General features: G+C 51.8%; 25 protein-coding genes. All 25 read right to left on the bottom strand.

Annotation, left to right across the window (positions count from 1 at the left end):
- Positions 1 to 50: 50 nt before the first annotated feature.
- On the bottom strand, positions 51 to 4,133 hold the full coding sequence (locus BJF97_RS35085) for a hypothetical protein (RefSeq protein WP_064411101.1): 4,083 nt from the start codon (positions 4,131 to 4,133) through the stop codon (positions 51 to 53).
- Positions 4,134 to 4,211: 78 nt separating this feature from the next.
- Positions 4,212 to 7,289 (bottom strand): host specificity factor TipJ family phage tail protein, encoded by a 3,078-nt coding sequence (locus BJF97_RS12160; protein WP_070082918.1) that lies wholly within the window; start codon positions 7,287 to 7,289, stop codon positions 4,212 to 4,214.
- Positions 7,286 to 7,666: a hypothetical protein gene (locus BJF97_RS12155; protein WP_064411103.1), complete on the bottom strand. Its 381-nt coding sequence runs from the start codon at positions 7,664 to 7,666 to the stop codon at positions 7,286 to 7,288. Before BJF97_RS12155 ends, BJF97_RS12160 begins: the two co-directional genes overlap by 4 nt.
- A 15-nt stretch (positions 7,667 to 7,681) precedes the next feature.
- The gene (locus BJF97_RS12150) at positions 7,682 to 8,158 is read right to left on the bottom strand and encodes a DUF1833 family protein (RefSeq protein ID WP_064411104.1); all 477 of its coding nucleotides are present in this window, start codon (positions 8,156 to 8,158) and stop codon (positions 7,682 to 7,684) included.
- Positions 8,155 to 8,619, bottom strand: a complete 465-nt coding sequence (locus BJF97_RS12145) for a hypothetical protein (RefSeq protein WP_064411105.1) — start codon at positions 8,617 to 8,619, stop codon at positions 8,155 to 8,157. The genes BJF97_RS12150 and BJF97_RS12145 overlap by 4 nt, the downstream gene beginning before the upstream one ends.
- Positions 8,620 to 8,642: 23 nt before the next feature.
- Positions 8,643 to 12,050, bottom strand: coding sequence for a phage tail tape measure protein (locus BJF97_RS12140; RefSeq protein ID WP_064411106.1), 3,408 nt, complete (start codon positions 12,048 to 12,050; stop codon positions 8,643 to 8,645).
- Between the two features lie 53 nt (positions 12,051 to 12,103).
- Complete coding sequence (locus BJF97_RS12135; RefSeq protein WP_070082917.1) at positions 12,104 to 12,478, bottom strand: hypothetical protein; 375 nt, start codon at positions 12,476 to 12,478, stop codon at positions 12,104 to 12,106.
- A 195-nt stretch (positions 12,479 to 12,673) separates the two neighbouring features.
- Complete coding sequence (locus tag BJF97_RS12130; protein WP_064411107.1) at positions 12,674 to 13,189, bottom strand: KilA-N domain-containing protein; 516 nt, start codon at positions 13,187 to 13,189, stop codon at positions 12,674 to 12,676.
- Positions 13,190 to 13,381: 192 nt separating this feature from the next.
- Entirely contained in the window at positions 13,382 to 13,687 is a 306-nt protein-coding gene (locus BJF97_RS12125) for a phage tail assembly protein T (protein ID WP_064411108.1), read from the bottom strand.
- Positions 13,688 to 13,689: 2 nt separating this feature from the next.
- A complete protein-coding gene (locus BJF97_RS12120) occupies positions 13,690 to 14,094 on the bottom strand; it encodes a phage tail assembly chaperone (RefSeq protein WP_064411109.1) in 405 nt (134 codons plus the stop codon).
- Positions 14,095 to 14,124: 30 nt separating this feature from the next.
- Positions 14,125 to 14,835: an immunoglobulin domain-containing protein gene (locus tag BJF97_RS12115; RefSeq protein ID WP_015370213.1), complete on the bottom strand. Its 711-nt coding sequence runs from the start codon at positions 14,833 to 14,835 to the stop codon at positions 14,125 to 14,127.
- A gap of 56 nt (positions 14,836 to 14,891) precedes the next feature.
- Positions 14,892 to 15,239 (bottom strand): DUF3168 domain-containing protein, encoded by a 348-nt coding sequence (locus BJF97_RS12110; RefSeq protein ID WP_064411110.1) that lies wholly within the window; start codon positions 15,237 to 15,239, stop codon positions 14,892 to 14,894.
- Positions 15,236 to 15,685, bottom strand: a complete 450-nt coding sequence (locus tag BJF97_RS12105; RefSeq protein WP_014838144.1) for an HK97-gp10 family putative phage morphogenesis protein — start codon at positions 15,683 to 15,685, stop codon at positions 15,236 to 15,238. Before BJF97_RS12105 ends, BJF97_RS12110 begins: the two co-directional genes overlap by 4 nt.
- On the bottom strand, positions 15,682 to 16,020 hold the full coding sequence (locus BJF97_RS12100) for a phage head closure protein (protein WP_048258044.1): 339 nt from the start codon (positions 16,018 to 16,020) through the stop codon (positions 15,682 to 15,684). The genes BJF97_RS12105 and BJF97_RS12100 overlap by 4 nt, the downstream gene beginning before the upstream one ends.
- A 12-nt stretch (positions 16,021 to 16,032) precedes the next feature.
- Complete coding sequence (locus tag BJF97_RS12095; protein WP_032734570.1) at positions 16,033 to 16,365, bottom strand: head-tail connector protein; 333 nt, start codon at positions 16,363 to 16,365, stop codon at positions 16,033 to 16,035.
- A 5-nt stretch (positions 16,366 to 16,370) separates the two neighbouring features.
- Positions 16,371 to 16,625: a hypothetical protein gene (locus BJF97_RS12090; RefSeq protein WP_064411111.1), complete on the bottom strand. Its 255-nt coding sequence runs from the start codon at positions 16,623 to 16,625 to the stop codon at positions 16,371 to 16,373.
- A gap of 45 nt (positions 16,626 to 16,670) precedes the next feature.
- Positions 16,671 to 17,390: a phage major capsid protein gene (locus BJF97_RS35660; protein WP_442910104.1), complete on the bottom strand. Its 720-nt coding sequence runs from the start codon at positions 17,388 to 17,390 to the stop codon at positions 16,671 to 16,673.
- 44 nt (positions 17,391 to 17,434) lie between these two features.
- On the bottom strand, positions 17,435 to 17,776 hold the full coding sequence (locus BJF97_RS35655; protein ID WP_442910103.1) for a hypothetical protein: 342 nt from the start codon (positions 17,774 to 17,776) through the stop codon (positions 17,435 to 17,437).
- Positions 17,743 to 17,889 (bottom strand): hypothetical protein, encoded by a 147-nt coding sequence (locus tag BJF97_RS35650; protein ID WP_442910102.1) that lies wholly within the window; start codon positions 17,887 to 17,889, stop codon positions 17,743 to 17,745. Before BJF97_RS35650 ends, BJF97_RS35655 begins: the two co-directional genes overlap by 34 nt.
- A 38-nt stretch (positions 17,890 to 17,927) precedes the next feature.
- The gene (locus BJF97_RS12080) at positions 17,928 to 18,503 is read right to left on the bottom strand and encodes an HK97 family phage prohead protease (protein WP_228706703.1); all 576 of its coding nucleotides are present in this window, start codon (positions 18,501 to 18,503) and stop codon (positions 17,928 to 17,930) included.
- 76 nt (positions 18,504 to 18,579) lie between these two features.
- Positions 18,580 to 19,899 carry a phage portal protein gene (locus BJF97_RS12075; RefSeq protein WP_064411112.1) on the bottom strand — a complete coding sequence of 440 codons (1,320 nt, stop codon included), beginning with the start codon at positions 19,897 to 19,899 and terminating at the stop codon, positions 18,580 to 18,582.
- A 6-nt stretch (positions 19,900 to 19,905) separates the two neighbouring features.
- On the bottom strand, positions 19,906 to 21,576 hold the full coding sequence (locus BJF97_RS12070; protein ID WP_014838138.1) for a terminase large subunit: 1,671 nt from the start codon (positions 21,574 to 21,576) through the stop codon (positions 19,906 to 19,908).
- A 19-nt stretch (positions 21,577 to 21,595) separates the two neighbouring features.
- Complete coding sequence (locus tag BJF97_RS12065) at positions 21,596 to 22,060, bottom strand: phage terminase small subunit P27 family (protein ID WP_014838137.1); 465 nt, start codon at positions 22,058 to 22,060, stop codon at positions 21,596 to 21,598.
- A 117-nt stretch (positions 22,061 to 22,177) separates the two neighbouring features.
- Positions 22,178 to 22,519 carry an HNH endonuclease gene (locus BJF97_RS12060; RefSeq protein WP_032734579.1) on the bottom strand — a complete coding sequence of 114 codons (342 nt, stop codon included), beginning with the start codon at positions 22,517 to 22,519 and terminating at the stop codon, positions 22,178 to 22,180.
- Positions 22,520 to 22,573: 54 nt separating this feature from the next.
- Positions 22,574 to 22,819 (bottom strand): DUF2560 family protein, encoded by a 246-nt coding sequence (locus BJF97_RS12055; RefSeq protein WP_049106544.1) that lies wholly within the window; start codon positions 22,817 to 22,819, stop codon positions 22,574 to 22,576.
- Positions 22,820 to 22,857: the final 38 nt, after the last annotated feature.

The raw sequence follows: 22,857 nt of genomic DNA, 5'->3' as shown, positions 1-22,857 counted from the left end.
ACTGTCAGATCAGGTCTGAGCTAATACAATTTATGCCAGCAGCAAAGTGATTAAAGACTCGCTTTCCAGCAGTACAGACCGCCGTGATCGTATGTCGATGCACCGTTACCCAGACCTTCATACAAATCGGAACGGTCAAAGGAAAGCATGAAAAGCTCTGTTTCATCTCCATTGGTGAACGGGACCAGCGTGCACCATGGCCCGGTTGTGTTCGGAGCCAGATACACATCCTGCACAAATTCACCCAGGAACGTCAGACCTGCCTCATACTTGCGCAGATGCATCCGGTTGGCCGTTCCCCCGCTTGTCAGATAGACAGTTTCTCCGAAATGCACAAACTGGTTGCCTGTATCGCGCACGCCAGCAGGGACTTCGGCTGTCGTATATTCCTGCACAATACCGTCGTACAGCGTCGGGCTCCGGAAGGTTTTGCATCCGCTGGAAATGGTGTTTCCCGTCATCACCCACTGGCTGCTCGAAGCTTCATAGTAGAAATCGATATCCTCCACGTAGCTTGCCCCGATCCCGAAAAAACTGCCGTTCGCGTTCTTCATCTGCACAGAGTTTCTGACGATGATCACGCCGCCCTGCAGCAAGTCCTGTTTCGTCTCAAAGTACAGTTTTGGCCGGTTGTTATCGGCCAGCCCTTTCCCCTGATAGTCCATACCGCACGAGATGCCCTTCCAGCTCTGACTGTTCCGGTCATACACCGCCTTGATACTGTCATCACCCAGCACGACATCCTCATCGGTTCCGTCAGTCCGCACCTGGAAAATCGCGCCAATCATCTGGACTTCACCGCTGTTGAAGTTGATACGGACTATCTGGGTGTACAGGTCGGAGATAGTGGTCCCTGTTCCCTCAACGAGAAAATAAAGCCAGTTACCGCGCTGAATAAACGTTCCGTCTTCATAGGTCAGAAAGCGAATGGAGACGGAATTCGCCCCGCTGGCAATTCGGTTTGAAAAACCACTAAAGACAGCAACATCACTGGCCGAATATGCATCCGTTTGTGCGAACACGTACGTTTTCCACGTATCCAGGTATTCCAGCTTGCGGGCATCAAAGATGGCATAGTGCTCATAGCGACCAATCCATTTCCACGTTCCGTCAGCGTTCACTTTCTTCAGCAGCAGTGACACCCCGGTATTTTGCACCTGAAGCACTGCGCCGGTCATATCCGAACCGGCGAACGTGGTGGTATCAAGCAGACTCCCTGCGGCATAGATTTCACAGATAACCTGGCTGTTCGAGACGCGGACCGAAACACTGTTCTGCTGGTCAACATCCGCGAACATTATCCCCATCGTGGCATTGCCTGCCAGCCTGTCGATCGCGATCTCACTGGTTGCAAAGGGCATATAGCGATCCGCGAACATCACCACCCGGCCATTTGCTGTCGGGTTACGGAAAGAGACCTTTCCTGTTGACCAGGAATAAGCAAACACATTCCCGGCGGTGATATCGTAAATATTGCTCTGCAGATTCCAGGGATTGTTTTCCAGGTCCATGAAAGAGAGCATGAACGAGTCAGCGGCATTGTAAAAATCGCGACGCGCCCACTGCTTAGTGAAAGTGTATTCCAGAGGGTTGCTGAAACTGTCGAAATCAGGCGTCTTTTCAGGCAGCCCGGATAAATCGACATGGTAAGGCGCGTTAAAAACTTTTGCTTTTGCCTGACTGCTCCGTGTGGACTGCTCAATCATGGCGGACACGTCATTGACTCTGGCGACCTGATTGGGATAAATCTTCCTGACGGCGTATACGGGATCGGTTGTTTTTCTGACGCGCACCGCAACGTAACCGTCCTGTGTGGCCACTCCGCGATACGTTGCCGTCACATATCCGCCGCCCGATTTGAAGGTGAAGAGGTCCGACACCCATCCCTTGTCCGCGTCACATTGCATGATATAGGCGATAAGTTCTCCGACGGTGGCGGAGCCGTACTGCCCGTACATCTCGACAGAATCGCCTTTCCGCACCGGGATGTAATACATCCGCCAGGCACTGTAAGCAGAGCCGGAGACGATATTACCGCCGCTGTACATCACTGAGTTATCAGCAATGACTGATGCCACGCTGGTATAGTCGACAGTTTTTACCGACCCTCTCAGGTCTGATGCAAGGGCTTTATCCTGAGACGTCCGTGTTATGGTTGCCGCGGGTGTGGTGACGCGTACGCGCACGTAAACGAAACCATCCTGGGTTGCCACGCCGGACATTACGCCATTGCTGGTGACACCCGGTGACGTATAAGTAGCAAGATTAGCCACCACTGCCATTGCCGCATCCAGCTGAATGATATAAGCAATAACCTCGCCTGCCGTGCCGGAGCCGATTTGCCCGAAATAGCGCACGATATCCCCCGCGCGAACAGGAACATACGCTGCTTTCCAGTTCTCACCTGCGGTGTCAGAAATCAGCCCGCCGGAGTATATAACCCGCCCCGGGATAGTGTATGTATCCGGTGCACTGGTCACGTCAAGGGTTGTTCTGTTAGCCGCAGCAATATCGGCCGGGTTCATTACAGCGTATACGTTGCCGGGCAGGGAAAACAGTTGCGTTGTCTTTGTAATGGTTGCTGCAGGATCAGTCAAACGCACCCGGACATAAACAAAACCATCCTGTGTGGCGACACCAGTCATAACACCAGCGCTGGACGAGCCGGGCGAAGTATAGGTGGCGAGTGGCGCCACAAATTTCATCGCACTGTCGAGCTGGATGATATAAGCCAGTACCTGGCCAGAAGTGCCGGAGCCGATTTGGCCGTGATACTGAATAACCTCTCCTGCTTTCACGGGCAGATAAGCTGCTTTCCAGCTATCTCCTGCGTTGTCCACCACCGAACCATCCGCTGACATGACACGCCCGATAATATATGTGGTGGTTGAAGCATTCGTGACATCCGTAGTCACGCGGTTGGCCGCATTCACAGACGTTACAGTTTTGACGCCGAATACATCTGCGCCGGGTGTGAACCGCTCTCTGCTCTGATAAATCGCCGCTTCCGGCGTGGTCACCCGTACACGGAAGTAAGCGAAACCGTCCTGGGTTGCCACGCCCGCTAAAACACCTGTCTTTTGGACTCCTTCCGACGAATAAGTCGCCAGATTCCCCACCACATTAAGGCTGGCGTCGAGCTGAATTATGTACGCCATCAGCTCGCCGGGTGTGGCGCTGCCAATCTCACCGTGATATTCGAGAACATCCCCCTTTTTTACGGGAACGTAAGCAGCACGCCATGACTCTCCGGCCGCATCTGTGCGGGTACCATCGGCATAAATCACCCGCCCGGTCACCCATGCAGTACTCTGAGATGAAGTAATATCGACAAGCGGTTTATTCGCCAGCACGTTCTGATAGCTGGCATAGCTCGCCACACCACCACTGAAGTCAATATCGGATTCAACCAGAATCGTTTTTTTGCGCTGCGTCAGAGTGAATGCTGCCGTATCCCTCACCCGGACGTAAATATACCCGTCCTGAGTCGCAACTGCTGACAACGTGGCTTTATCCGTTACGTTCCCGGTTGATGTCCACTCAGCCAGAGATGCCACGAATGCTTTGTTGGCGTCCAGCTGGATAAGATACGCCATCTGTTCGCCGGCAATGTTAGAGCCCACTGTTCCGCTATAGGTGACGCTCTCGCCCGCCCTGACTTTCAGATACCAGGCATTCCACGTAGGGCTCGATGCAGTAGAGCCATCAGCATATATCACCAGCCCGGCAACAATTTCCGCATCGCTTTTAGCATCCCCTGTAATGTATCCCGTTTTCAGAGCGCTCATCGACGGCATAGCTCTGCCCGTAGCCGCCAGCGTGCCACCGTTATTAATATACTCATCCGCCAGTGTGCCGCCATCAGGGCTGCGTACATAGGTTGTTGAGCCATCCGGGATATTAACAATATCAGCCTGAGCCGCTTCAATCGTCATGTACTGCTTACTCAATGGCACAAGGTTCTGACGAATCTCATCATTTTTCGCCATCATCTGGCGCCACGTATCCAGCGGTTCACCGCCGCGGTCGTTAACCGTACCTGCCGGACCGTTAACCAGCTCGTCAGCGCGCTTGACGTTATCCAGGAATATTTCAGGCGTCGTCGTTCCCAGTGGCGGGTTAAGTTCGGCCATGTTTTTTGCTCCAAAAAAGGCGTTCGCACAAACGAGGGTTTGAGCGAAAGAAAAGTTGAAAGGGATTTTTATGGGGTATTACGCGACGTCGCCGGGGTATGTGGCGTCGTCGTATGCGTAGAAAATTTCTTTATATTCCGGGGCGGTCACCTGACAGGTGCCGTCATCCGAGGGGACTATTTCCTGAATAATTCCGTGTCGTGCACCCTTCTCGCTGTCGCAAAACAGCAGGCGCGGTAATTCAATATCCGGGTCATCCATCGTCCAGTCTTCAGGATGCAGATCGGCGTTGTACGGTATTGAAAGAGTAAAGTCATCGACGCGCGTCGGGGTTAATAAGCGGGTTGATGGCCGACCGTCCTGAAACTGTATCCAGCAGCGCGGGTTAGCGTAGCTCCAGTCCAGAGGCTCAGTGACCGTTAAGGTGATAACTTCATCATCGAATGCCATGGCCTCGATCAGGCAGCTGATTGTTTTACCAGTAGGAATATCATCAGAGAGAATGATGTGATCGCCAAACTCATGACACCAACCCAGCATTTCGGTCGTCGTCGTGTAGGTCCGGCGTTGATGCAGATATTTCATGAGACGGCGCATACCAATGCGGTATGCCCTGTCTGCGCTCATCACCACATCGATTTTGTAGGATTCGACCTTGCGCGGGTAAGGATTACCGGGCGCGCGACATTGCACGGTTTCCTCCGCCCAAGTTGTGGGGTTGATGTATTTCACGTCCACACCGTCAAAATCATCGTCAGTCAGAGCACGGAACGCCGTCTGCATTTCTTCAACCGTATCCTGTGGCGTGATAATACCGGTCCAGTTTTTGACGCCTTCCCTACCGACAGATAGCATCCCATCTGAAAGCAGGAAATAGCCCATGCCGGCCTCAGCTATCTTGTCGAAAATATCTTTCGCCGACGTGCTGTCGAGGTATGCCTGATGATCGAAATACTCACCTCGCGGAGTCCAGTAGGTGGACTCCAGCATATTGATGGTAGCCATGTCGATCTGATCGTCCCGATAGCCCAGACTATGAGCAAGATGATAAAACGCACCGCTGATAGTCCGGTCGCCTCCGCCGTCATAGTTCCGTGTTGCCACCACGCTGACGCGCTTATCTGACTGGGCAGCCAGCTGGCCGCCGGTTTCTACCGTGATACCGATCGTAGAGATGCCCGCATAAGAGGTGGGGCGCGCCAGTAACCGCCCGGAGAGTGATTGCCAGAACATGGCATCACGGGCATTGTTCGAACCCTGCTCGTTACGGCGGCGGCAGCGAACCTCTACCAGTCCCGGCGCGTCAAGGTTAAATCTTTCAGTGAAGCCCAACCCGTTGACGTTCTGCAGGGCATAGACCCCCTGCTTACTCGCCCAGCCGGAGCCTGAGCCATATACGCGGTACTGGATTTCCCATTCAACGTGACGAATGCGTTTACCACCTTTGTTGTTGAAGCCGCATATCCCGTTTGGAAACGAAAAATTCACCTCGAAAGCATCGATCACTTCGTTTTGAGGGCAGGCCAAAAATGGCCCCATCCACGTATTGTTGTCGTTAATACCCGATGCCGAAAAATCAACGACGGTACGTGTCGCAAATCCAGGCCAGGTATTATCGACCGCTCCGTTAACAAAGCGCTGAACAGATGCAGTTGGACCATCAACCGATGAAATTCTGTATTCATTGCCGCGGTGGGCCAGAGCTATTCTCAGGATCCCGTCTGGAAGACCGGAGAATGATGTCCCCGACTCATACGCCAGTGTTACGCTGGCCGTAATCGCAGGCGTACCGCCGCTGGACGCCGTGCCGGCAGTAAATTCTGGCGAATCACCAAAAACGGAAAACGGGAGCGGTGAAGCAGTGATGGAACCACCGCGCCACGGACTCGATAACTCAACGATACGCACCACTCCGCCGTCATCGTGGGCGATTAACCCTGACCCGGTCAGTCCTCCGTTAATCGCCGTGAGCAACCCCGACATAGTGCCGTAATCAGCCACCAGCGAAACGGTATACGTAGTCCCCTGCCAGGTCACGGTAAACGTCTGCCCGACAGTGGAAAAATCATATGTGGTCGGCGCCGCATTCCCGCGCAACACCGCGGCAGTTCCACCAACGCCCGGAACGGCATTCTGTTGCGGCGTAAACGATGCAATCTGCAGGTCATAATCAACACCGCTGAAGTTCAACGTCACGGGCATACCGACATACGGGGCACTCTCAGCCAGCATGTCGCTGGCCAGCACGTTCGCGCCGGCAACGGTTGATACCTGAATATTGAGCGGAGCCAGCAATGTAACAATTGCCCCTTCAACCCAGGATGGAGGCAACTTGTTTGCATCATTGTTACTGTCATTATCGTCATCAACGTCAAGGCCAATAAACGAAACAGAACTACCGGATACTGTCATTGCGTCAGCGATAATATCGCTGGTTTCTGGTGCTGTCTGGGCCATATCCAACCCAGATCCGCTCGATGTACCGCCCACTTCAGTAGAATTAAACCAGCATTCACTACGATGATCGCCAGCAACGTTTTCGCCAGGCCCATAACCTGTGAAGCTGAAACCATCACCCAGTGTAAGCGCCGGGGTTTCCCCCACCCGAAAATCACCACCAGCATAAGAAAACCGGCCATAGCCCAGGCAAACAAACATCTCCACGCGCATTATGGTCGGGTCGTTCGGGTCAAAGCGGGTCATGGGTTGTACCAGATAATCCGCGTAAATCCTGTTGCGACCGAACGCCTCTCTGATTGGGTCGCCAAGCTTTGCCGTGTTCGCTTTTGCCGGGTTCAGGTCAAGTGAGGTGCCATTGTTAGATGAAAACCCGCCCAGCTCGGGTTTTGGAGCGAAAAACAGCGCATAGGCTGTCGATGCTATCGAGACAGCGATCGATACCCACACCGCGATTTCCAGCCCGGTACCGTACGGGACAGGGTATATCCTGACGTCACTGTCTGGCTGCAGGTAACATAATGGCCATTCATTCGGCGGTAAAATCTGACCGCTGAGCTCTACAGTGATCGGGTGCACTTTTTCCAGCGAATAACTCGGGACGTTTTTCGACATCCATTCGTGCAAAGTCAGGGGGCCGTGTTCGTGCCGCTCCAGCGGCTCCCCCGGAAGTCGGGAGGGGAAAATCCTGATTGTCATTGCCAGAACTCCACGCGGTTAAATCGTCGAACGAAGCGCGCCAGCGGCAAAAAAGTGACGTGCGTTCCCGGGTTGCATTCCGCGACCTGCAGCTGGTTATCCAACTGCACTACAATCCCCACGTGTGTGACAGTAGATCCCGAATAGCAGGCCACACCGGCGCCTAAGCATGGTTCGCAGCACGTGAGCGATTTCATGAATTTCCGGGCTTCGCGGTCGAGGCCTCCTTCGTCTTTCGTGACGCCAGCGAAGTCTGGCCATAATGGCAGGTCGAGATCTTTACGAATTTCATTAATGATTCCGAAACAGTCGAGTTGCGGGTATACGCGACCGCCTTTCAGCCAGGTGACTGAACGGTATTTTTCAGGGCTAAACATAGGGGAAACCTCAAATCAGTAGCGTAAGCCAGGATGCTCGGCGAGGTTGTATCGGTTACGCGGCCACGCCGTTTTAAGGATGTTCATATACCCCGCAGTGACCTGAACGGATGTTTGTGTCCAGGAGCCGGACTTTACATCAAGGGTATAAGGCGCAGCGGCAGGGGCTGATAAATCGGTTGAGATATACCGGCGAAACGTCAACGTTGCTGACTTCATTTCATCGAGCAGATTATCGATGGCGCCAGATACTTCACCGTCGATATTGCTGATCGCAAATTTTAAATCCTGAGTTCCATCGGCATTGCGGGCGGGTAACGCGATGTCAATCGCACATCCCTCAAACGTCGCCGTTTGACCATTTTCGAGAGTAACGGAAACATTATCCCAGCCGCTGGTCAGCCAGTAATTTTGATCACCGGCTGCAATTTGCAGCGTATCGTGAATGACTTCCAATCCGCTGCTGGCATAGAGTCTTTCGAGTATGGTCATGCTTTCGGCCACTCTTTGTTCAGTGCGATATCCAGCAGTGATTGTGCAGCCAGCCATTCCGGGTAATTCCCCCAGCCCACCGGCGGCAATGGTCGCTCCCAAAGCTCCAGGGTCGCACTGTATTGCCAGTATTTTGGAGCGACGAGCGTCGGTCCATCGTAGATATCAACAAATCTGGCTTTGTAAGGTTTCACTCCGATCGGGGTCTGCAACCTTATGTAAAACCAGGACTGTCCATCTTTCAGCGCATCCCGGAAAAACGCCTCAAACACCTGCGCCAGCGCGTCAGTCTGGAAAATCCATTTAACTGAGGCCTGGGTCGGTGTTGAGGTGTAAAGACGCCGCTGGCGTGCGCGGCCAGACGTCATTTCCGTGCGTTTAAGTGGCGATATCGGTTTAAACCCGTAACCGTCCATGAGAGGCATGGGCAGGTAATCGTCCGGGTAGATAATATCTGCCATGAATATTCCCTCCGGGCAGGTAATCAGGTGGGCTTTTTGGCTTGCAGATTCGAGTAAATCGCGCGCCCGAACTTCTTCTGTGGACTGTTAATTTCAGCGGTAAGGGTGTTAATGATCCGCTGCTCGAGTGCATCATTTCTTCGTTCAACGGCCAGCATCGTTGCGTCGTCCGGCTGTCCGGTAAAGGTGCTTCTGGCGTCAACGCTGACGGCGATCCGAGGTTGAGCCTCGATCTGCCTCGCCGCATCCTGAACCGCCGGCGACTGACGACCTACCGCGCGAACACCCAGGGAACCATCAGCACCACGGGTTAGCGGCATGATGGCTTCCGGGCCAGCCTCGGCAAACACGCCAGCCCCTTTTGCAAACGCAAAATACTGCGGAGTGCTGTATACGCCGCCGCTGTATGCAGAAAGAGAAGGAGAATCGTAGACGCCGCCCAGGGCGTTAAACGAGAAATTCGCGCCAGCGCTCTGGATAGCTGTTCCGCTGCTGGCCGCTCCGCTAGCCCCACCGAACAGGCTCCCGAACAGCCCACCAGCCCCACCGCCAACCATCGACAGGATCGCTTTCGTGATCAGTGCTTGCGTGGCTACCTGAATCAGCGTCTTAATAATGGTTTCACCCATAGACGTGAAAACGTTCGAGATGCCTTCCTTGAATGACACAGCCCCAGTAAGAACGTCGGTCATATTGTTGGAAATAGAGTTAGTGGCGTTATTGAGAATTTCGCTCGTCGCTGATGCCGCCATTGAACTAAGGTCACTGGCCTGATCCACATAATTCATCAGTGAATCGCTGATCCCCGTGCGCCAGTCTGACTGCTGTTCATCGGTCTTTTTGTAGTAGTCCTCCTGAATCGCTAACCGTTCAGCAAGCGCCGCCTGCAGCGCTTCCGTTTGCTGTTTGTACTGGTCTTCAGAAATTTGCTTCTTGTTAAAGTCACGCTGAAGCTCATCCTGCTGCTTACGGAAGTCAGTGCGAATATCCGCCATTTCCTTCATGCGGTCGCGGGCCTTATGCCCCATCCCGGCACCAAGAAAATCAATATCCCCCCGATCACGCGCAGCAGCGTTGCTGTCAGCGAGCCCCTCACGGAACGTTTTTAACTGTTCAGCAATGTTTTTCTGATCGATAAGCGCAGCATTGTGCAGAAGGGTTTCTTTTTTAGCTTGATCGAGTGAAGCTAACTCCCCCTGAACTATCTGATATTTTATTTTTGCCAGTTCATTGCTTTGTCCGGCGAGTGCAATCTGTTCTTCTTGTTGTTTAACAATGCGGGTATACGCATCTTCATTTTTTTCTACCTCTGACTTTCCACGAGTTTTTTTTTGCGATTCGTTAAGTTTAAAGTCTGTAGCAGCATTACCTTGAATAGCTGCGATCTGCTCATCCTGCCCCGGTAAAATATTACCTTTATTATCAGTTCTAACCGCTCCCTGTTTGATGGCATCCTGAAGCGCTTTAAGCTTGGCCCGCTCAACACCTTCTTTTTGAGAGAGGGCTATGCTCTCCTTCTGTTGCTTTATAAAATTATCATAAGCTGTGTTGGTCTGGGCTGTTGGAGACTGGCCATTCCCAGAACGTTTTTTTAATTCGTCCATGAATTGAATGGTAACTGACAACGAAGTTGCCATTGCTTCATTAACGTTCAGCGCACCAATTATCGAATTTTTGATTTTGTCAAAAGCGACTGCCGATGCCTGAACTTTTGAGGCTAATTCAGTTTGTAACTTATTTTGCGCATCTACAGCATTGTTTAATTGAGATGTAGTGTCAGCAATATCTCGGGATATTTTATTATATTCCCTCTGATATTTAGCGGCATTCTGCAAATGACCGTTATTTTCAATGTTCTGAACACCCATTTGCCGTGCCAGTGTGGTGTATTCCTGAACCTTTGCAGCCGCTTCTGCCTGTGCGTCTCTCAAGTCTTCCAGTTTATCTTTCAGCGCATCAATAGAGTCACCGGAATCCGCTACTGAACCACGCAGTTGGATCGCGCTCATCTCCTTCGATTTTTCAACAACTTCATCAAGGGTTGAAGCATACCGTATAGCTGACTGACGTGCCTGCTCCTGATTCTGATACCATGTATACCATGCGCCTGCCCCTAGCATTAAAATCCCTGGAATGCCACCAAATAAGGAGGATACTCCAGCCCATGCCGTTCTTGTAACAGAGGTTAGCGCATTCAACCTCTGGTTTGCCATTGATAGCTCATTAACGGTCGCGGTCTCGGCTTTGTTAGCCTTTACCATATCCATTGAGTTTTTGGCCAGAAGTGTTCTGATAGTCGCACGTTGTTTTTCAGTCTGCGCCAATTCTAATTGAGCCACGAGCGATCGTTGATTTGAAAGGAGAAGTGATTTTTCTGATTCGATCTGTGCAAGAGAAGCATTTGCCCCCTCAATTTTGGCCGCTGTGCTCGAAATCTCTGCGCCTCTGGCCCGTATAAGCTCTTCGGTGTGCGACTTTAATTGCAACGTCCAGTTACCGAGAAAACGGGTCACGCCCACAGCAGTTAACGCTCCCGCAGCCATTGCTACTGTATCAATGTTCTCAGCCAGTGAATCAAGCCCACCAGCAAGCGCAGCGGAGGCACCATAAGCATCGTTTGTTCCACCAACCCAAGCCAGAAAAGCATTCTCAACCTTTTGGGTGGAGCCTGAGACTGTTTTTGGTATAGATTCAAATTCAGCCTGCATTAATCTTAATTGGCTTGTAACAGCTGGAACCACTTTGTCTATCGTAAGCAGCCCATTGTCAGCCATGGCTTTCAAATCTTTTCGTGCAACGCCCAAACCAGCAGCCAACGCGCGAATTATACGATCACCATTTTCATTAACAGAGTTGAATTCTTCGCCGCGTAACACTCCTTGTGCCAGAGCTTGGCTAAACTGAGTAATAACCGATCCAGCCTCTGCTGTATTTGCACCAGATAGTTTCAAGCCCGTGCTGATAGCTTCAGTTACTTTCAGTACATCTCCTGACGAATAACCGAATTCACGCATTGATGCTGCCGAACGCGCAAATAAGCTGGCGTTGTCACTAAAAGCAGTACCTGTTTTCTGGCTGATATCCATCAATAATCGTTGGGAATTGGAAAAATCATCAGTTGAAGTTGACGCCTGCTTTAACCGTGCATTAACAGAACTCCACTCATCAGCAAGTGCAATAAGATGTCCAGTAGCAAAAAACCCAGCAAACGCACCAGCCATACCCATGGCTGCGCTTTTAGTTTCTGACAGTTGGGCTGATACTTCGGCAAGCGCCTGTCTTGTTTCGCGTGCGGATGCAGCAGCCTGCCGCCCTCCTCTCTGCATTGTTTTGTAATAATCCGACCCCATGCGAGAGGCGCGCGCGATCTCTGTCTGGAAGGATTGGGAGTTAGCAGAAACTTTAATAATTAATTCGCGAAGGGTTGCCATTTACAAACCTCATAAAAAAGCCCCGCAATGCGGGGCTTTCGATTAAATTATATTCACGAGCATGTTTTCATATAGTAATTAATTTCGCCAGGCGAAGGGTCGTTATATATATTTTTCAGGGAGACAGAATATTCCACACCCTTTGAAAAAAAGCCTTTTGATTTCATGGATAGGTTAATCAAAAATGGTTTGTATCCTGTGTAGGCGCCATATCCATTTTTAGCGTTATACTCTCCGCATACAGTTCCATTTACATAATCATTATCATCATTTCCTTTGATATATTTTACGTTCCTAAATTTCACACTCTCTGGGTCCTTCATCACTGATGAAATTTCCCTTTGAGCTATTTCCGTAGCTTTTTCATCGCCGGGCTTACATCCGGCCAGCACTAAAATGGATAATGTCAAAACTATTAATTTTTTCACACAGCGCCCCTGTTGGTAAAGATATGAGTAAATCCTACCATTGGTTAAGAAAGACTTCAGCTATCGTTGTTTAATTCAAGCTGATGCTGCAAACAAATCGGCCTCTAAGGCTGCAAAAGGATCGCTGTAGTTAGTCGCCGTGTATCGATGAAAGCCCACGCCGTGCGCTATTCAAAAACCACGGATTTGTGTTTTTCACGCCTCAAAACCAGGCAGGTACATTTGAACCTCATCAACCACACGGGCGCGAGCTGCCAAAAGCAGGCGTTTGCGACCACCAGCTCCCCATTTTCCCATACGGCTTGCGCATTGACTCACTTCCTTGGTTTCGGTGTTTATCACATGGTCAATTTTATTTAAGCGAGCCATAGCATCAAAGCCATTACGGATCAGCATCTGGAATGTCTCGTATACCTTAATCTCGAATAATGGGTTAAGCCACGCAGCATAACGGATGGCAATTAGTTCGAGTCCCCATGACCCCTGAAGCGGACCACCTTTGATGGTTAATACCGATGCGATTTTCTTCGCATCGCTCAGGGCCTGTACAAACCGTCTTACTTGCTTTGTTTTGAGGAATTCACCAGGCCGCTGTGATTCGGTGGCTTTGCCTTCCGCCACAGCCGCTGCATGAAGATCGTTGAGATTGTAGCGACCTTCACCGTCAACACGAACGGAAACGCCGTTTACTGATACGGTTGGATATTTCATCGTATTTACCTTTCTGTGGTGCGAGCCTGTTCGCGTAGACATGGGCAGCCAAGAGCGGAACGATGAAATCCACCGCCCTGTCTCAGACTCACACTACGGAAAGCTCTTGCTGGAAGATGCGCACGCGAATGCGCTTTAAATTGCAGATAAAAAAAAGCCCCGCGTTGAAGCGAGGCTGGAGACGATTCAATTTTATTCCGATGCTGCGAGCAAAGCGGCCTCTAAGCCTGCAAAAGGATCGTCGCTGTCGTTTACTTCGTCCTCTTCTGTACTCCACTTAAGTCGAGCATCTTCAATGGTGACTTTACCGCCCTGCGCCCCGTACATCGCTGAAACCAGCTGAGCATTGAGGATATCGCCACGGATATCACCGATCGGGCTGATACGGTCGAATTCAGCCCACATCCTGAATTCGCCGACCGTCATGGTTTGTCGCAGTTCGCCCAGCGTGCGGCCCATCCGGAGCGCCAGTGCCATCAGGAACTGCATGCCAGGCATTTTTACTTTGCTTTGGCATCATCCGCATCACGAATGAGATCAAGCGCCTGTTTCAGCAACCGGGAATGGACAGGCCCATAAATTGCTTCAACCTGTTCGGTATCATCGACGGTGAAAACGTACTGCAGGTCGGTATCCAGCAGAATATCAATGAAGAGTGTGACATCTGCCCGCATCGTGCGGAACGCGCGTTCTGAAGGGGTCAGTTCTGGCACCTCTGGCGCTTCCTGCCCTTCCGGTGGTTTTGGTTGTTCCGGACTGGCAATCCCCTGCCAGCGAATCCAGGCTTCAGCCGATGGTTCACGAATGATAACTTTGGCGTTTTCCCACTCCGGAACGGTGACTTCTTTTTTACGGAAACCCGCCATCGGGGCCAGAGCCAGCGCTTTAAGATTCTGTTTTGACATTAAGTTTATCGCCGGTTTCCCGGCGCTCCATTAACTGATGGTGACGGTGCAGTCAGATGAGGTGATAACGTTCGCCGGAGTGGCCGAGTCAGTGACTACACAGGAGTAAACACCGGCATCTCCAGAAACGGCACTGGCCTTATTAAACGTTGCGCTGGTCTGCCCGCTGACGGTTGACGAACCTTTTTTCCAGACGTAGGTATAAGGTGCAGTGCCACCCTGGATGACCACACCCATTGTCAGGGCGCTTCCTGCCGCTACTGATAGCGAAGGTGAAAGATCGTTGATGAATGACAGAATACCTGTCGAATCAATATTGCTGGGCTTACCTTTCAGACGCAGAGAGAACGTTGCAGCAACAACACCGTTGGTCTGTGAATCCCAGGTATGCTGACGAACTTCGGCGCGGAACAGGAAGCCATTCCCGGAAGGGAACACAACCTTAAAGCCGTATACGCCGTCATTATCGTAAGCAGTACGCAGCGTATCCTGCGCCGGGTTGCGGTAGAAGTTACCGGAGAGAGACATCTCAGACGGTGCCGGGAGTCCGTTGATATTCTCCGTTTCTTCTGAGCATAGCGTTGTCACGTCAATATCGTTTTTCTGACCAGCGGTAAAGCTGGCCTGTTTAATGGTACAACTCAGGTTGAGCCAGGTCGCCGATGCCAGCTCTTCCGCAGTGACCGGCACTGATGTAATCATTACTACCGTTTTTTGGGCGCGTTCGTACAATGCTGACATTGCAGCCTCCATAAATGAAAAAACCGCCAGCGGCGGTCAGATTGGATTGGTTCCTGTCAGGCAATGACCGTTATTTCAAGCGTTGCCCGATGCAAGTGGGTTGTAGTGTCATAACCAGGGATTTTGGTCACTTCGGTAGGTGAAAGCACTTCCAGCCGGGAAAGGGCCTCAAGCCGCAACGCCCTGGCCTCATCGTTAGTTTCTGCCCACACGTCTATCTGAATGTGCAGCGTCGATTCGGCCTGCCCACAGAAAACATCCCCGGCAACATCAGTCGGTATCGAGAAAATAATGTAAGGAGCGGCCACTGCGGGTAAATCGTCGCTGCCAAGCGGCACCACATACGGATAAACCCGCCCGTCTGCCAGCGGCGACAGCAGGGTATAGATATCATCCTCTGTCATTTCGCCAGCACCTCATCGATCGCCTTGTTCATTCTCTCCATCGCTACCTTTGCAGCCTCTTCCTGTCGGGTATCAAAAGCGGGGCGAACAAAAGGATGTGCCGGGGCCGTAGATGTTCCCAGCTCCACGAAGCGCCAGTAGAAAGCATTCCGCTTGTTGCTGGCCTTCATGGTGTTGTCGCTGTTCCCCGTTCGCGGATTAACGCCACGAATATGCACCCCCGACGCGATTTCCCCACGGCGACGGCTTTTCTGGGTGACGACAACAACGTTTTTCTTCAGTTTTCCACTTTGCTCAGGAGCCCGATCAATCACTTCCTGCCGGAGGACTTCAGCCCCGGCCCGAGTAGAGTCCCGGAGGACTTTGTTGTTTTCGGCTTTGCTGAGGATTTGCAGGTCTCGGGCGATATCCTCTAAGCCGGAAAAATCCAGATTCACATCAATCATTTTTCGGTCCCCTGTTTGCAGAGAATTTCCAGCCGGGTACCTTTGCTATCTGGCACCGGAGGCCCGGTGACATTCAATGTCACTCCTTTGTAGGGGCCGTTCAGGACAAGAAGCCGCGATGATGCCGAAATATCTTTGCGATATCGAACCCAGACACGAACTGTAGCATCTGCCCTTTCTGCTCCTGCTGTCAGGTTCTCTCGTCCACTGATTCCCTTTACCTCTGCCCAGATAGTGGCGCCGTCAGACCACTCTTCTGTTGGCTGACCACTCGGTGTTCGCGTAGTAATAAAATTTCGGATGGTGATCCGATGCCGCATTGGTCCAATTTTCATCATCCCCTCCGGCTAAACACCCATTTGAATTCGCCAGGGATTCAGCAACCAGCGTGCGGGTCCTGGGATATCAGGACTCAGATCATCCCCGCGGTTTTCATACAACCAGCCCACTATAAGAAGAACCGCGCTCTGAATGGAGGGCGTGATGATAAGCGGACGATCGCCGGCACTTTCATTCTCAACAGCACTATCCAGAGCAGCCTGGTCAGCAAAAAAGCGACGGTTAAGAAACTGCATAGCAGCATCCTCCGCAGCGGCAAGATACCCCTCCACCATCGTTTTATCGATTTCATCATCCAGCCTGAGATGTTCCATGGCTGTTTCAGTGTTGATTACCGTCATAACCATTACCCTTTGGTTTCGGGGGCGCGGTTCATTTTGTTATCAGGGACTTCACCAACTATCGTCACCAGCCCGTTACCTTTGAGCTCGGCAGCACGTAAGCGAGAGACATGAAAAGGATCATCGGCGGGCGTCCTGAAAATATCGCCATCCATAAAACGCCGGACAGGCTGAACCTGAATAGTCCCGGCATCAGTGGGTTCTGGCGCCGCATTTTTACCGTCGGATACAGACGGTTCATCCACATTTTTTCTGGCCATCACAATCTCCTCAGAAAGAGAGGGCCGCTAAGCGGCCCTGAATTGTCAGCCGCCAGAAGCGGTTACATTACCGGTGACAAATGCTTCCGGACGATAAACTGCTAACGCCAGACGCTCTTCCGCACGAATGGTGACCATGTTTTTAATAAAGTCATCTTCGTTCTCAGTGGAGAGCAGCACTTCGATATCCATGCGATCGAAGATTTGCGCAGCCATGTTGAAGGCTCCAGTCAGGAAGTTGTTCTGCGCCATAGCCTGAGTTTCCACAACAGGAAGACCCCAGATCCGTGGAACACCACCATTGACCGGCTGCGCAATGATGTAGCGGCCTTCGTTATCTTTGGTTAACTCGATGCCTGCCCAGTCAATAGGGTTCAGTACAAAACCAGACGCCGGATATTCTGCAAGAACGGCCTGCAGAACAGCCAGGCGAAGACGGTCGATCGGCGTGGCGTTGGACAGGGTAAGCGCTGGAGCAAATTCTGTTGCCTGCGGCAGAATACCGAGGATATTCGCGCCGGTGCCATCGCCGCTCAGCAACTGCTGCTCCTCTTTAAAGCGAAGACCATACTGAGCACGGCCATCGATATAACTGGCCAGACCGGGCGCATCGTCCAGGATCTGACGGGACGCTTTAAAATAATGCGCAATGGTACGAACCGGCGCACTTTTCAACTCAAACTTAATGTCTGATTTTGGCTTCAGAGCACCTTCCGCCACAGCTGCAGCATTATTGGTAAACCCCGTTTCCTGAACGAATTCAATACCGTTAGATGCGGTATTACCGGGGATAAGCAGATTACGGATGGTCAGAGTGCGTTCCGGCGGGCGATAATGCCCTGAACACGATCGGAGACCACCAGACTGTTGGTTGTGCTCACGCCAGTGCCCGTAGTCGCCGGCACGTTCATAATATCTTTCTGTTCCAGCTTGACGCGGATGCTCTTACGGGCCGAACTGTCCATGCCTTTGAACTCTTCACTTTCGACCACCAGCTCACCGAGCGATTTTCGCTGTGCAGGTGCATCGTTCGGGCGGCGTGCACCTTTTTGCTCCAGCTCAGTGAGACGTTCTTTCAGCTCGTTCATCTGATTAATGCTTTCGTCCGTTCTTTGTTTCAGTTCCAGCGAAACGGTTTCTCCTGCCTCCATTTTCTCTTCACGTCTTCGCCGAAGTTTTTGACCTGATCAATCACCATGGTGAGCTGGGAGGAGATTTCGCCAATACTTTGTGGCTGATCGTCAGCCGATTTTTTCTGGTACATATAAATCCCTTAGAGAATTTTTGGGAGAGAAAACTGGCTCAGTTGCTGGCGCATCGCCGCAATAGCCGCTTTGGTTTCGCCGTCTTCGCCCCGGACTCACTCCGGTCAAGCAGATAGGACAGTCCGCGGGAGGCGACCGCGGCGGACTGACTTTTCGAGAAACCTGCCTCTCGCAGGAACTTCTCAAATTCAGGTAAGGAAGGAAGATCACCGTGTGACAGCTTCGACTTAATGACGTCAATACGCGCATCATCATTGGCCGGCACGGTAACAATGGAGATTTCAACCAGGTCGAGCTTCGTTAAGGTGCGGATCCGGGTTTTCTCATCGTAATTTGACTCACGGACGTAATAGCCAATGGAAAGGCCTGTAATGGCACGGGTTTTCATGCCCCGCCAGGCGGTTTTCGCGTAGGCCGCGTCTTCAAGCCACAGGGCCCCTTCACCAAAAAGCCCATGTTTATCTTCTTTCAGGGTCGAGATGTCCCAGTTCCCGATGGGTTCGCCGGTGCGATGCTGCCAGAGAACCGGGAACGTTCTCCCCTTCGCCCGTGTTTCCTCGATGCTTTCGAGGAACGCACCCGGCGCCACGACTTCGTTGTAGCTATCCACCACATCGAAGACAGAACCGTACCCAGAAAAAGGCCGTCATCGTTGACGGCCTTAATGTCGAAGTCGAATGCCTTTACTTTCATGGCTGCGTTTTTCCGGTACATTCCGGCGTCTCCTCTGATTTAATGCCAAGCCATTCCCGCAATGCGTTTTTGGCCGATTCACTGTCGCCGGACTTGCCAAGCTGATCTATCGGCAGCAGGTTGGATTGAACGGTTAGTTGGTCAGCGCCAGGTTTTGGCTGAAGGTTTTCTTTTTGCCGTGCTTCATTGCGGGTCATCAGACCGTTCTGGGTCATCGTTGAGTAAAAAGCGGCACGGGCGGCGCTGTCGGCACGTAAGAGACCTTCGATGGAAAACTCCGCGAAGTACTTATTTCTTTCTCCCGGAGCCAGGAGACTTTTACGAATCGCCTGCTCAATACGGGTCAGCCATGGACGAAGTGAAAACGTTAAAAAGCCAATCAGCATCTGTTCGACGCCACTTCCCCACATCGTCTGCCCCTGGGCGCTGTGTCCAATCAATCCCGGCCATACTCTGAACCACCGACAAATCTCTTCGATATTGAATGCTCTGGACTGCAGCATCTGGGCGTCTTCCGGGTTGAGGTCAACAGGATGAAACTTCATTCCCGCCTCAAGAACCATCATTTTCCCGGTATTCATGGATCCAGAAAATTGTTCGACCATGCTTTCACGTACTTCATTGCGCTGCTCTTTTTTCAGGATCTGATCCATTGAGAGAACGCCGCTGGGCCGCATACCGTTTTTAAAAACTTTGGCGCTGGCTTCATCTGTTGCCATTGCCAGACCAAGTGTCTGTCGGGCATAACTGACAGGTGACAGGCCCATGACACCATTGGTGCTGAACGCACGGATGTGCATGATGTCCCGTTCATCAATGTTTCGGGATGTACCTGAAGGCCAGTCACGGTAGGTATAAATTGGATCTCCGCTCTTGCTTAAATCAACCTTCATCCTTTCTGGCCTGAGCGGTACAAGCGAGGTAATACGCTTCCCGGTACGGTCGATTTCCGCGTAAGCATTCCCCCATAAAAGAAGGCTGGCCATGATCATTTCCCAGAACTCCACAGCGGTCATGTCAGCATTCGGCTGATTATGTAGGAGCTCATAAAGCGGGTGATCATTTGCACTCTGGCGACCATCAGCTGTTTTTTCGTAAAAACCAACAGGCAACGTCGCGATGGTTTCGGATAACAGCCTTACGCATGACCACACTGCCGATAACTGCAGGGCTTTATCAACCGTAACGGATTTGCCTGCTGCGGACTGCCCACCAGCATAAGCAGCCCAGAATTCACCGTCTGTAAGTGAGATGGGTACGCCGAGCCACCGGCGAACGGCGCTTTTTATCCGGCCTGGCTTCTTATCTTTATTCATGGTGACTCACACAATGATGGGATTACTGAAAAAGTCGTCGATATCGCCAGAATCATCCTCATAGCCTTCGGAGGCACCGATTGCCATAGCGCCCGCTACAATGCCGTCGATACGCCCGGTACTTTTTTTCTTGGCAAAAATTCGGTTTTCTTTCTGATCAGCCTCCGTCACTGCTGAAGCCGCATTCCAGCGAAGACAAGGGTTCGTCCTGATGATAATGACGCTGTCATCAAGCAACTCTTCAAACAATTCGATGGAGTGAGGCATCCACAGCCCGGAATCTTTCGCTTTGTAATACCCTTGCCCATGAGGGATTAAGGGAACAGAAACAGATGCTTCCTCAAGCTCCGGCTCAAGATATTTAATGCGATACTGGTCGAAGGCGATGGCCTTGATATCAAACTTCTGAGTCAGATCTGCAATGCGCTGGGCAACAAAGCCGTATTTCACTGCTTTGCCAGGTGTGGTGTGGATGTGACCATCTCGCTCCCAGGCGTCATAAGGTACCCGGTCCGTTTTGGCCCGTTCCAGTAACGTATCTTTCGGGGTCCAGAACTCCACCAGCAACTTACGTTGTTTTGGAAAAAACAACGCCAGTGCCGTCAAATCACGCGATCCGGACAGGTCTAAACCGCCATAGCATTCCTCACCTTCCAGTTCATCTGGATCAAAGCTCTCCTCACAACCCATCCAGACATCACTGCTCATCCACGGATTAGCCGCGTCAACCCACTGACAGAAGTTAAGACGTCTGACGATGCTCTCTTTCGAAGGCATCCCGCGGGCCTGAGTCACCTGCTCACGAAGATAGCTTTCTTCAAAGGTGTGACCCAGCGAAGGGTTAGCTTTTTTCCAGCAGGACTCATCCTTGAAAGGATCGTCTCCTTCATCCAGAGAACAAATGAAGGCAAAAAAGCTGTCATCTTCTATCGAACCGGCAGAAACCTTTCGGCCGTATTCGTGATAGTCATAGCAGACGCTCGTTTTATCGTGCCCACTGTTGGTGATCATGAAAATCAGCGCCTGCCGACGACCTTTGGTACCGGCACGCATCATTTCAACAACCTGATTGCTTTTATGCTCGTGAACTTCATCAATAAGAGCACAATGCGGTCGCGGGCCGGACTGTCCGTCATCTGAACTGATTGGACGAAAGAAGGAACCAGACTGAAGAAAAGCCAGGTTCCATTCCTTCCCGGCACCACCTGATTTCTGAATACGTGCGGAAAGAGCTGGAGACTGATCGACCATCGCCACCGCATCACGGAAAAGGACCATTGCCTGGTCTTTCTTCGTGGCAGCGGCATAAACTTCAGCGCGTGCTTCTTTATCCGCAGTGAGACAGTAAAGCCCTATACCCGCAGACAGAGGGGATTTACCGGATCCCTTCCCGGACTCCACATAGACCATTCGGAACCGGCGAAAACCTCTGGCGTTTTTCCAGCCAAAAATCGAACCGACGATGAAGCACTGCCATGGCAGCAACACGAAAGGCTCGCCTTCGAAATCACCACCATTGAGCTTCAGAACTTTCGCAAAATAGTCAATCGAGCGTTGCGCCGCCTCAACATCCCAGTGCAGACCACGGGCATGACATGACTGCAGATCGTTAAGGTGGCGCTGGCATGAGTTACGTATGTCAGGACCAGCCAGTTCTTTGCCCGAGGTTACATCCATCGCATATTGGGTTGCAGGATCAACCGAAGAACTTGTCGAGCGTGTCCTCTTCGGGGTCTTCGCCATTCACTTTCACCTTCGTCCTTGCCGCTGGCGTCAGACCGAATTCAACCAGGTAACTTTTAAAACGGCGGTCGGCATCGGCCAACATCGAAACGGCCGGGTTAGCTTTGATAAGAAAACCACCCTCGGTCTGGACGGTATAGGTTCTTCCCTCTACTGCGATGGTGTCGCGCAACTGAAGAATATCAGCGTAAATATCGCATAGCCGTTCAAGGGCTAAGGTGTCGGCAACCGTTAAAACCCCCATCCCGTCAAGGAGAACAGTCAACCTTCCCCAGGCAACCTTTCCCCAGTCGGTCAGGTGCGCCGGCGGGCTTGGAATTTCTCGCGCCGGAGTCGGTTCTTTATCGTTGAGTTTACGTTTGCCCGGGTTGCCTGAGACCACTTTGAGGTGGGTCGGTTTCGGGCGTCGTCCTGCCATCGGAACCTCCCGGAAAAAAACTTTTCATTTCGCGGTTGTGCACAAAAAGGATGGGCGGCGGTCATTTCGGGTCAGACTTCTGAACTTTTGACCCGCCCCTCCCCTATGGAATTGACGTCATCTGAACCAGTGAGAATTTGGATCAAGCGGAATACCGTTTTCATCGCAGCCGATAACGGTGCCGCGCTTCTCCATTCGCTGCTTCGTTGAGTCATGGTGCTGCTTACACAGCCCTTGCCAGTTCTTCCGGCTCCAGAAAAGCTTTTGCGCTTTCGCTATTGCCTGGCTGTCACCAGAACGCAGAGCCTCTTTCAGTTTGTGCGGGATGATGTGGTCAACCACCGTGGCCGCTGTCACCCTGCCTTGCTCGTGGCACATGACGCATAAGGGGTGCGCACGAAGGAATAGAAGACGCTCACGGTCCCATTTGCTGCCATATATGCGCGGTTCTTTATTCATGTTTTCGTTCCTAGAGCATTATCACAGGCACTCAGTGAATGCCTGCTGTAATGCCTAGCTGGACTGCTCAGCGCTCGTATCGAAGAGCGGCAGCGCTTCAGTTGCTTCCTGTACTGCTTTCATCGTCTTTGCTACCACTTCGGTTTCTGTCGTGACGCGGCTGTATTGCTGGATGAATAACTGGTACTTAAGCGGACTATCCTGAACAAACTCTACAGCGACTTTTGCGGCGGCAGTGTCATAGTTCAGGGTGGATAGCAGGTTCAGGCGAATCTGCTGGGCGTCGGTGATTTCGACCATGTCTTACCTCTAAGCGATGTGGGGAGCATTATCGAAGC

The organism is Klebsiella sp. LTGPAF-6F, from assembly GCF_001753185.1.
Taxonomy (GTDB): Bacteria; Pseudomonadota; Gammaproteobacteria; order Enterobacterales; family Enterobacteriaceae; genus Klebsiella; species Klebsiella michiganensis.
The sequence above is the reverse complement of the archived record's forward strand: the minus strand, read 5'-3'. Positions and strand labels throughout refer to the sequence as shown.

Coding starts and splice junctions, on each gene's coding strand:
- BJF97_RS12130 (WP_064411107.1), bottom strand. CDS start 13,189: ATGAAATATCCAACCGTATCAGTAAACGGCGTTTCCGTTCGTGTTGAC.
- BJF97_RS12155 (WP_064411103.1), bottom strand. CDS start 7,666: ATGTTTAGCCCTGAAAAATACCGTTCAGTCACCTGGCTGAAAGGCGGT.
- BJF97_RS12075 (WP_064411112.1), bottom strand. CDS start 19,899: ATGAATAAAGATAAGAAGCCAGGCCGGATAAAAAGCGCCGTTCGCCGG.
- BJF97_RS12110 (WP_064411110.1), bottom strand. CDS start 15,239: ATGACAGAGGATGATATCTATACCCTGCTGTCGCCGCTGGCAGACGGG.
- BJF97_RS12070 (WP_014838138.1), bottom strand. CDS start 21,576: ATGGATGTAACCTCGGGCAAAGAACTGGCTGGTCCTGACATACGTAAC.
- BJF97_RS12065 (WP_014838137.1), bottom strand. CDS start 22,060: ATGGCAGGACGACGCCCGAAACCGACCCACCTCAAAGTGGTCTCAGGC.
- BJF97_RS12140 (WP_064411106.1), bottom strand. CDS start 12,050: ATGGCAACCCTTCGCGAATTAATTATTAAAGTTTCTGCTAACTCCCAA.
- BJF97_RS12145 (WP_064411105.1), bottom strand. CDS start 8,619: ATGGCAGATATTATCTACCCGGACGATTACCTGCCCATGCCTCTCATG.
- BJF97_RS12160 (WP_070082918.1), bottom strand. CDS start 7,289: ATGACAATCAGGATTTTCCCCTCCCGACTTCCGGGGGAGCCGCTGGAG.
- BJF97_RS12095 (WP_032734570.1), bottom strand. CDS start 16,365: ATGACGGTAATCAACACTGAAACAGCCATGGAACATCTCAGGCTGGAT.
- BJF97_RS12090 (WP_064411111.1), bottom strand. CDS start 16,625: ATGGCCAGAAAAAATGTGGATGAACCGTCTGTATCCGACGGTAAAAAT.
- BJF97_RS12105 (WP_014838144.1), bottom strand. CDS start 15,685: ATGATTGATGTGAATCTGGATTTTTCCGGCTTAGAGGATATCGCCCGA.
- BJF97_RS12150 (WP_064411104.1), bottom strand. CDS start 8,158: ATGACCATACTCGAAAGACTCTATGCCAGCAGCGGATTGGAAGTCATT.
- BJF97_RS12115 (WP_015370213.1), bottom strand. CDS start 14,835: ATGTCAGCATTGTACGAACGCGCCCAAAAAACGGTAGTAATGATTACA.
- BJF97_RS12120 (WP_064411109.1), bottom strand. CDS start 14,094: ATGTCAAAACAGAATCTTAAAGCGCTGGCTCTGGCCCCGATGGCGGGT.
- BJF97_RS12100 (WP_048258044.1), bottom strand. CDS start 16,020: ATGAAAATTGGACCAATGCGGCATCGGATCACCATCCGAAATTTTATT.
- BJF97_RS35650 (WP_442910102.1), bottom strand. CDS start 17,889: ATGTACCAGAAAAAATCGGCTGACGATCAGCCACAAAGTATTGGCGAA.
- BJF97_RS12055 (WP_049106544.1), bottom strand. CDS start 22,819: ATGGTCGAAATCACCGACGCCCAGCAGATTCGCCTGAACCTGCTATCC.
- BJF97_RS12125 (WP_064411108.1), bottom strand. CDS start 13,687: ATGCCTGGCATGCAGTTCCTGATGGCACTGGCGCTCCGGATGGGCCGC.
- BJF97_RS35085 (WP_064411101.1), bottom strand. CDS start 4,133: ATGGCCGAACTTAACCCGCCACTGGGAACGACGACGCCTGAAATATTC.
- BJF97_RS12060 (WP_032734579.1), bottom strand. CDS start 22,519: ATGAATAAAGAACCGCGCATATATGGCAGCAAATGGGACCGTGAGCGT.
- BJF97_RS35655 (WP_442910103.1), bottom strand. CDS start 17,776: ATGGAGGCAGGAGAAACCGTTTCGCTGGAACTGAAACAAAGAACGGAC.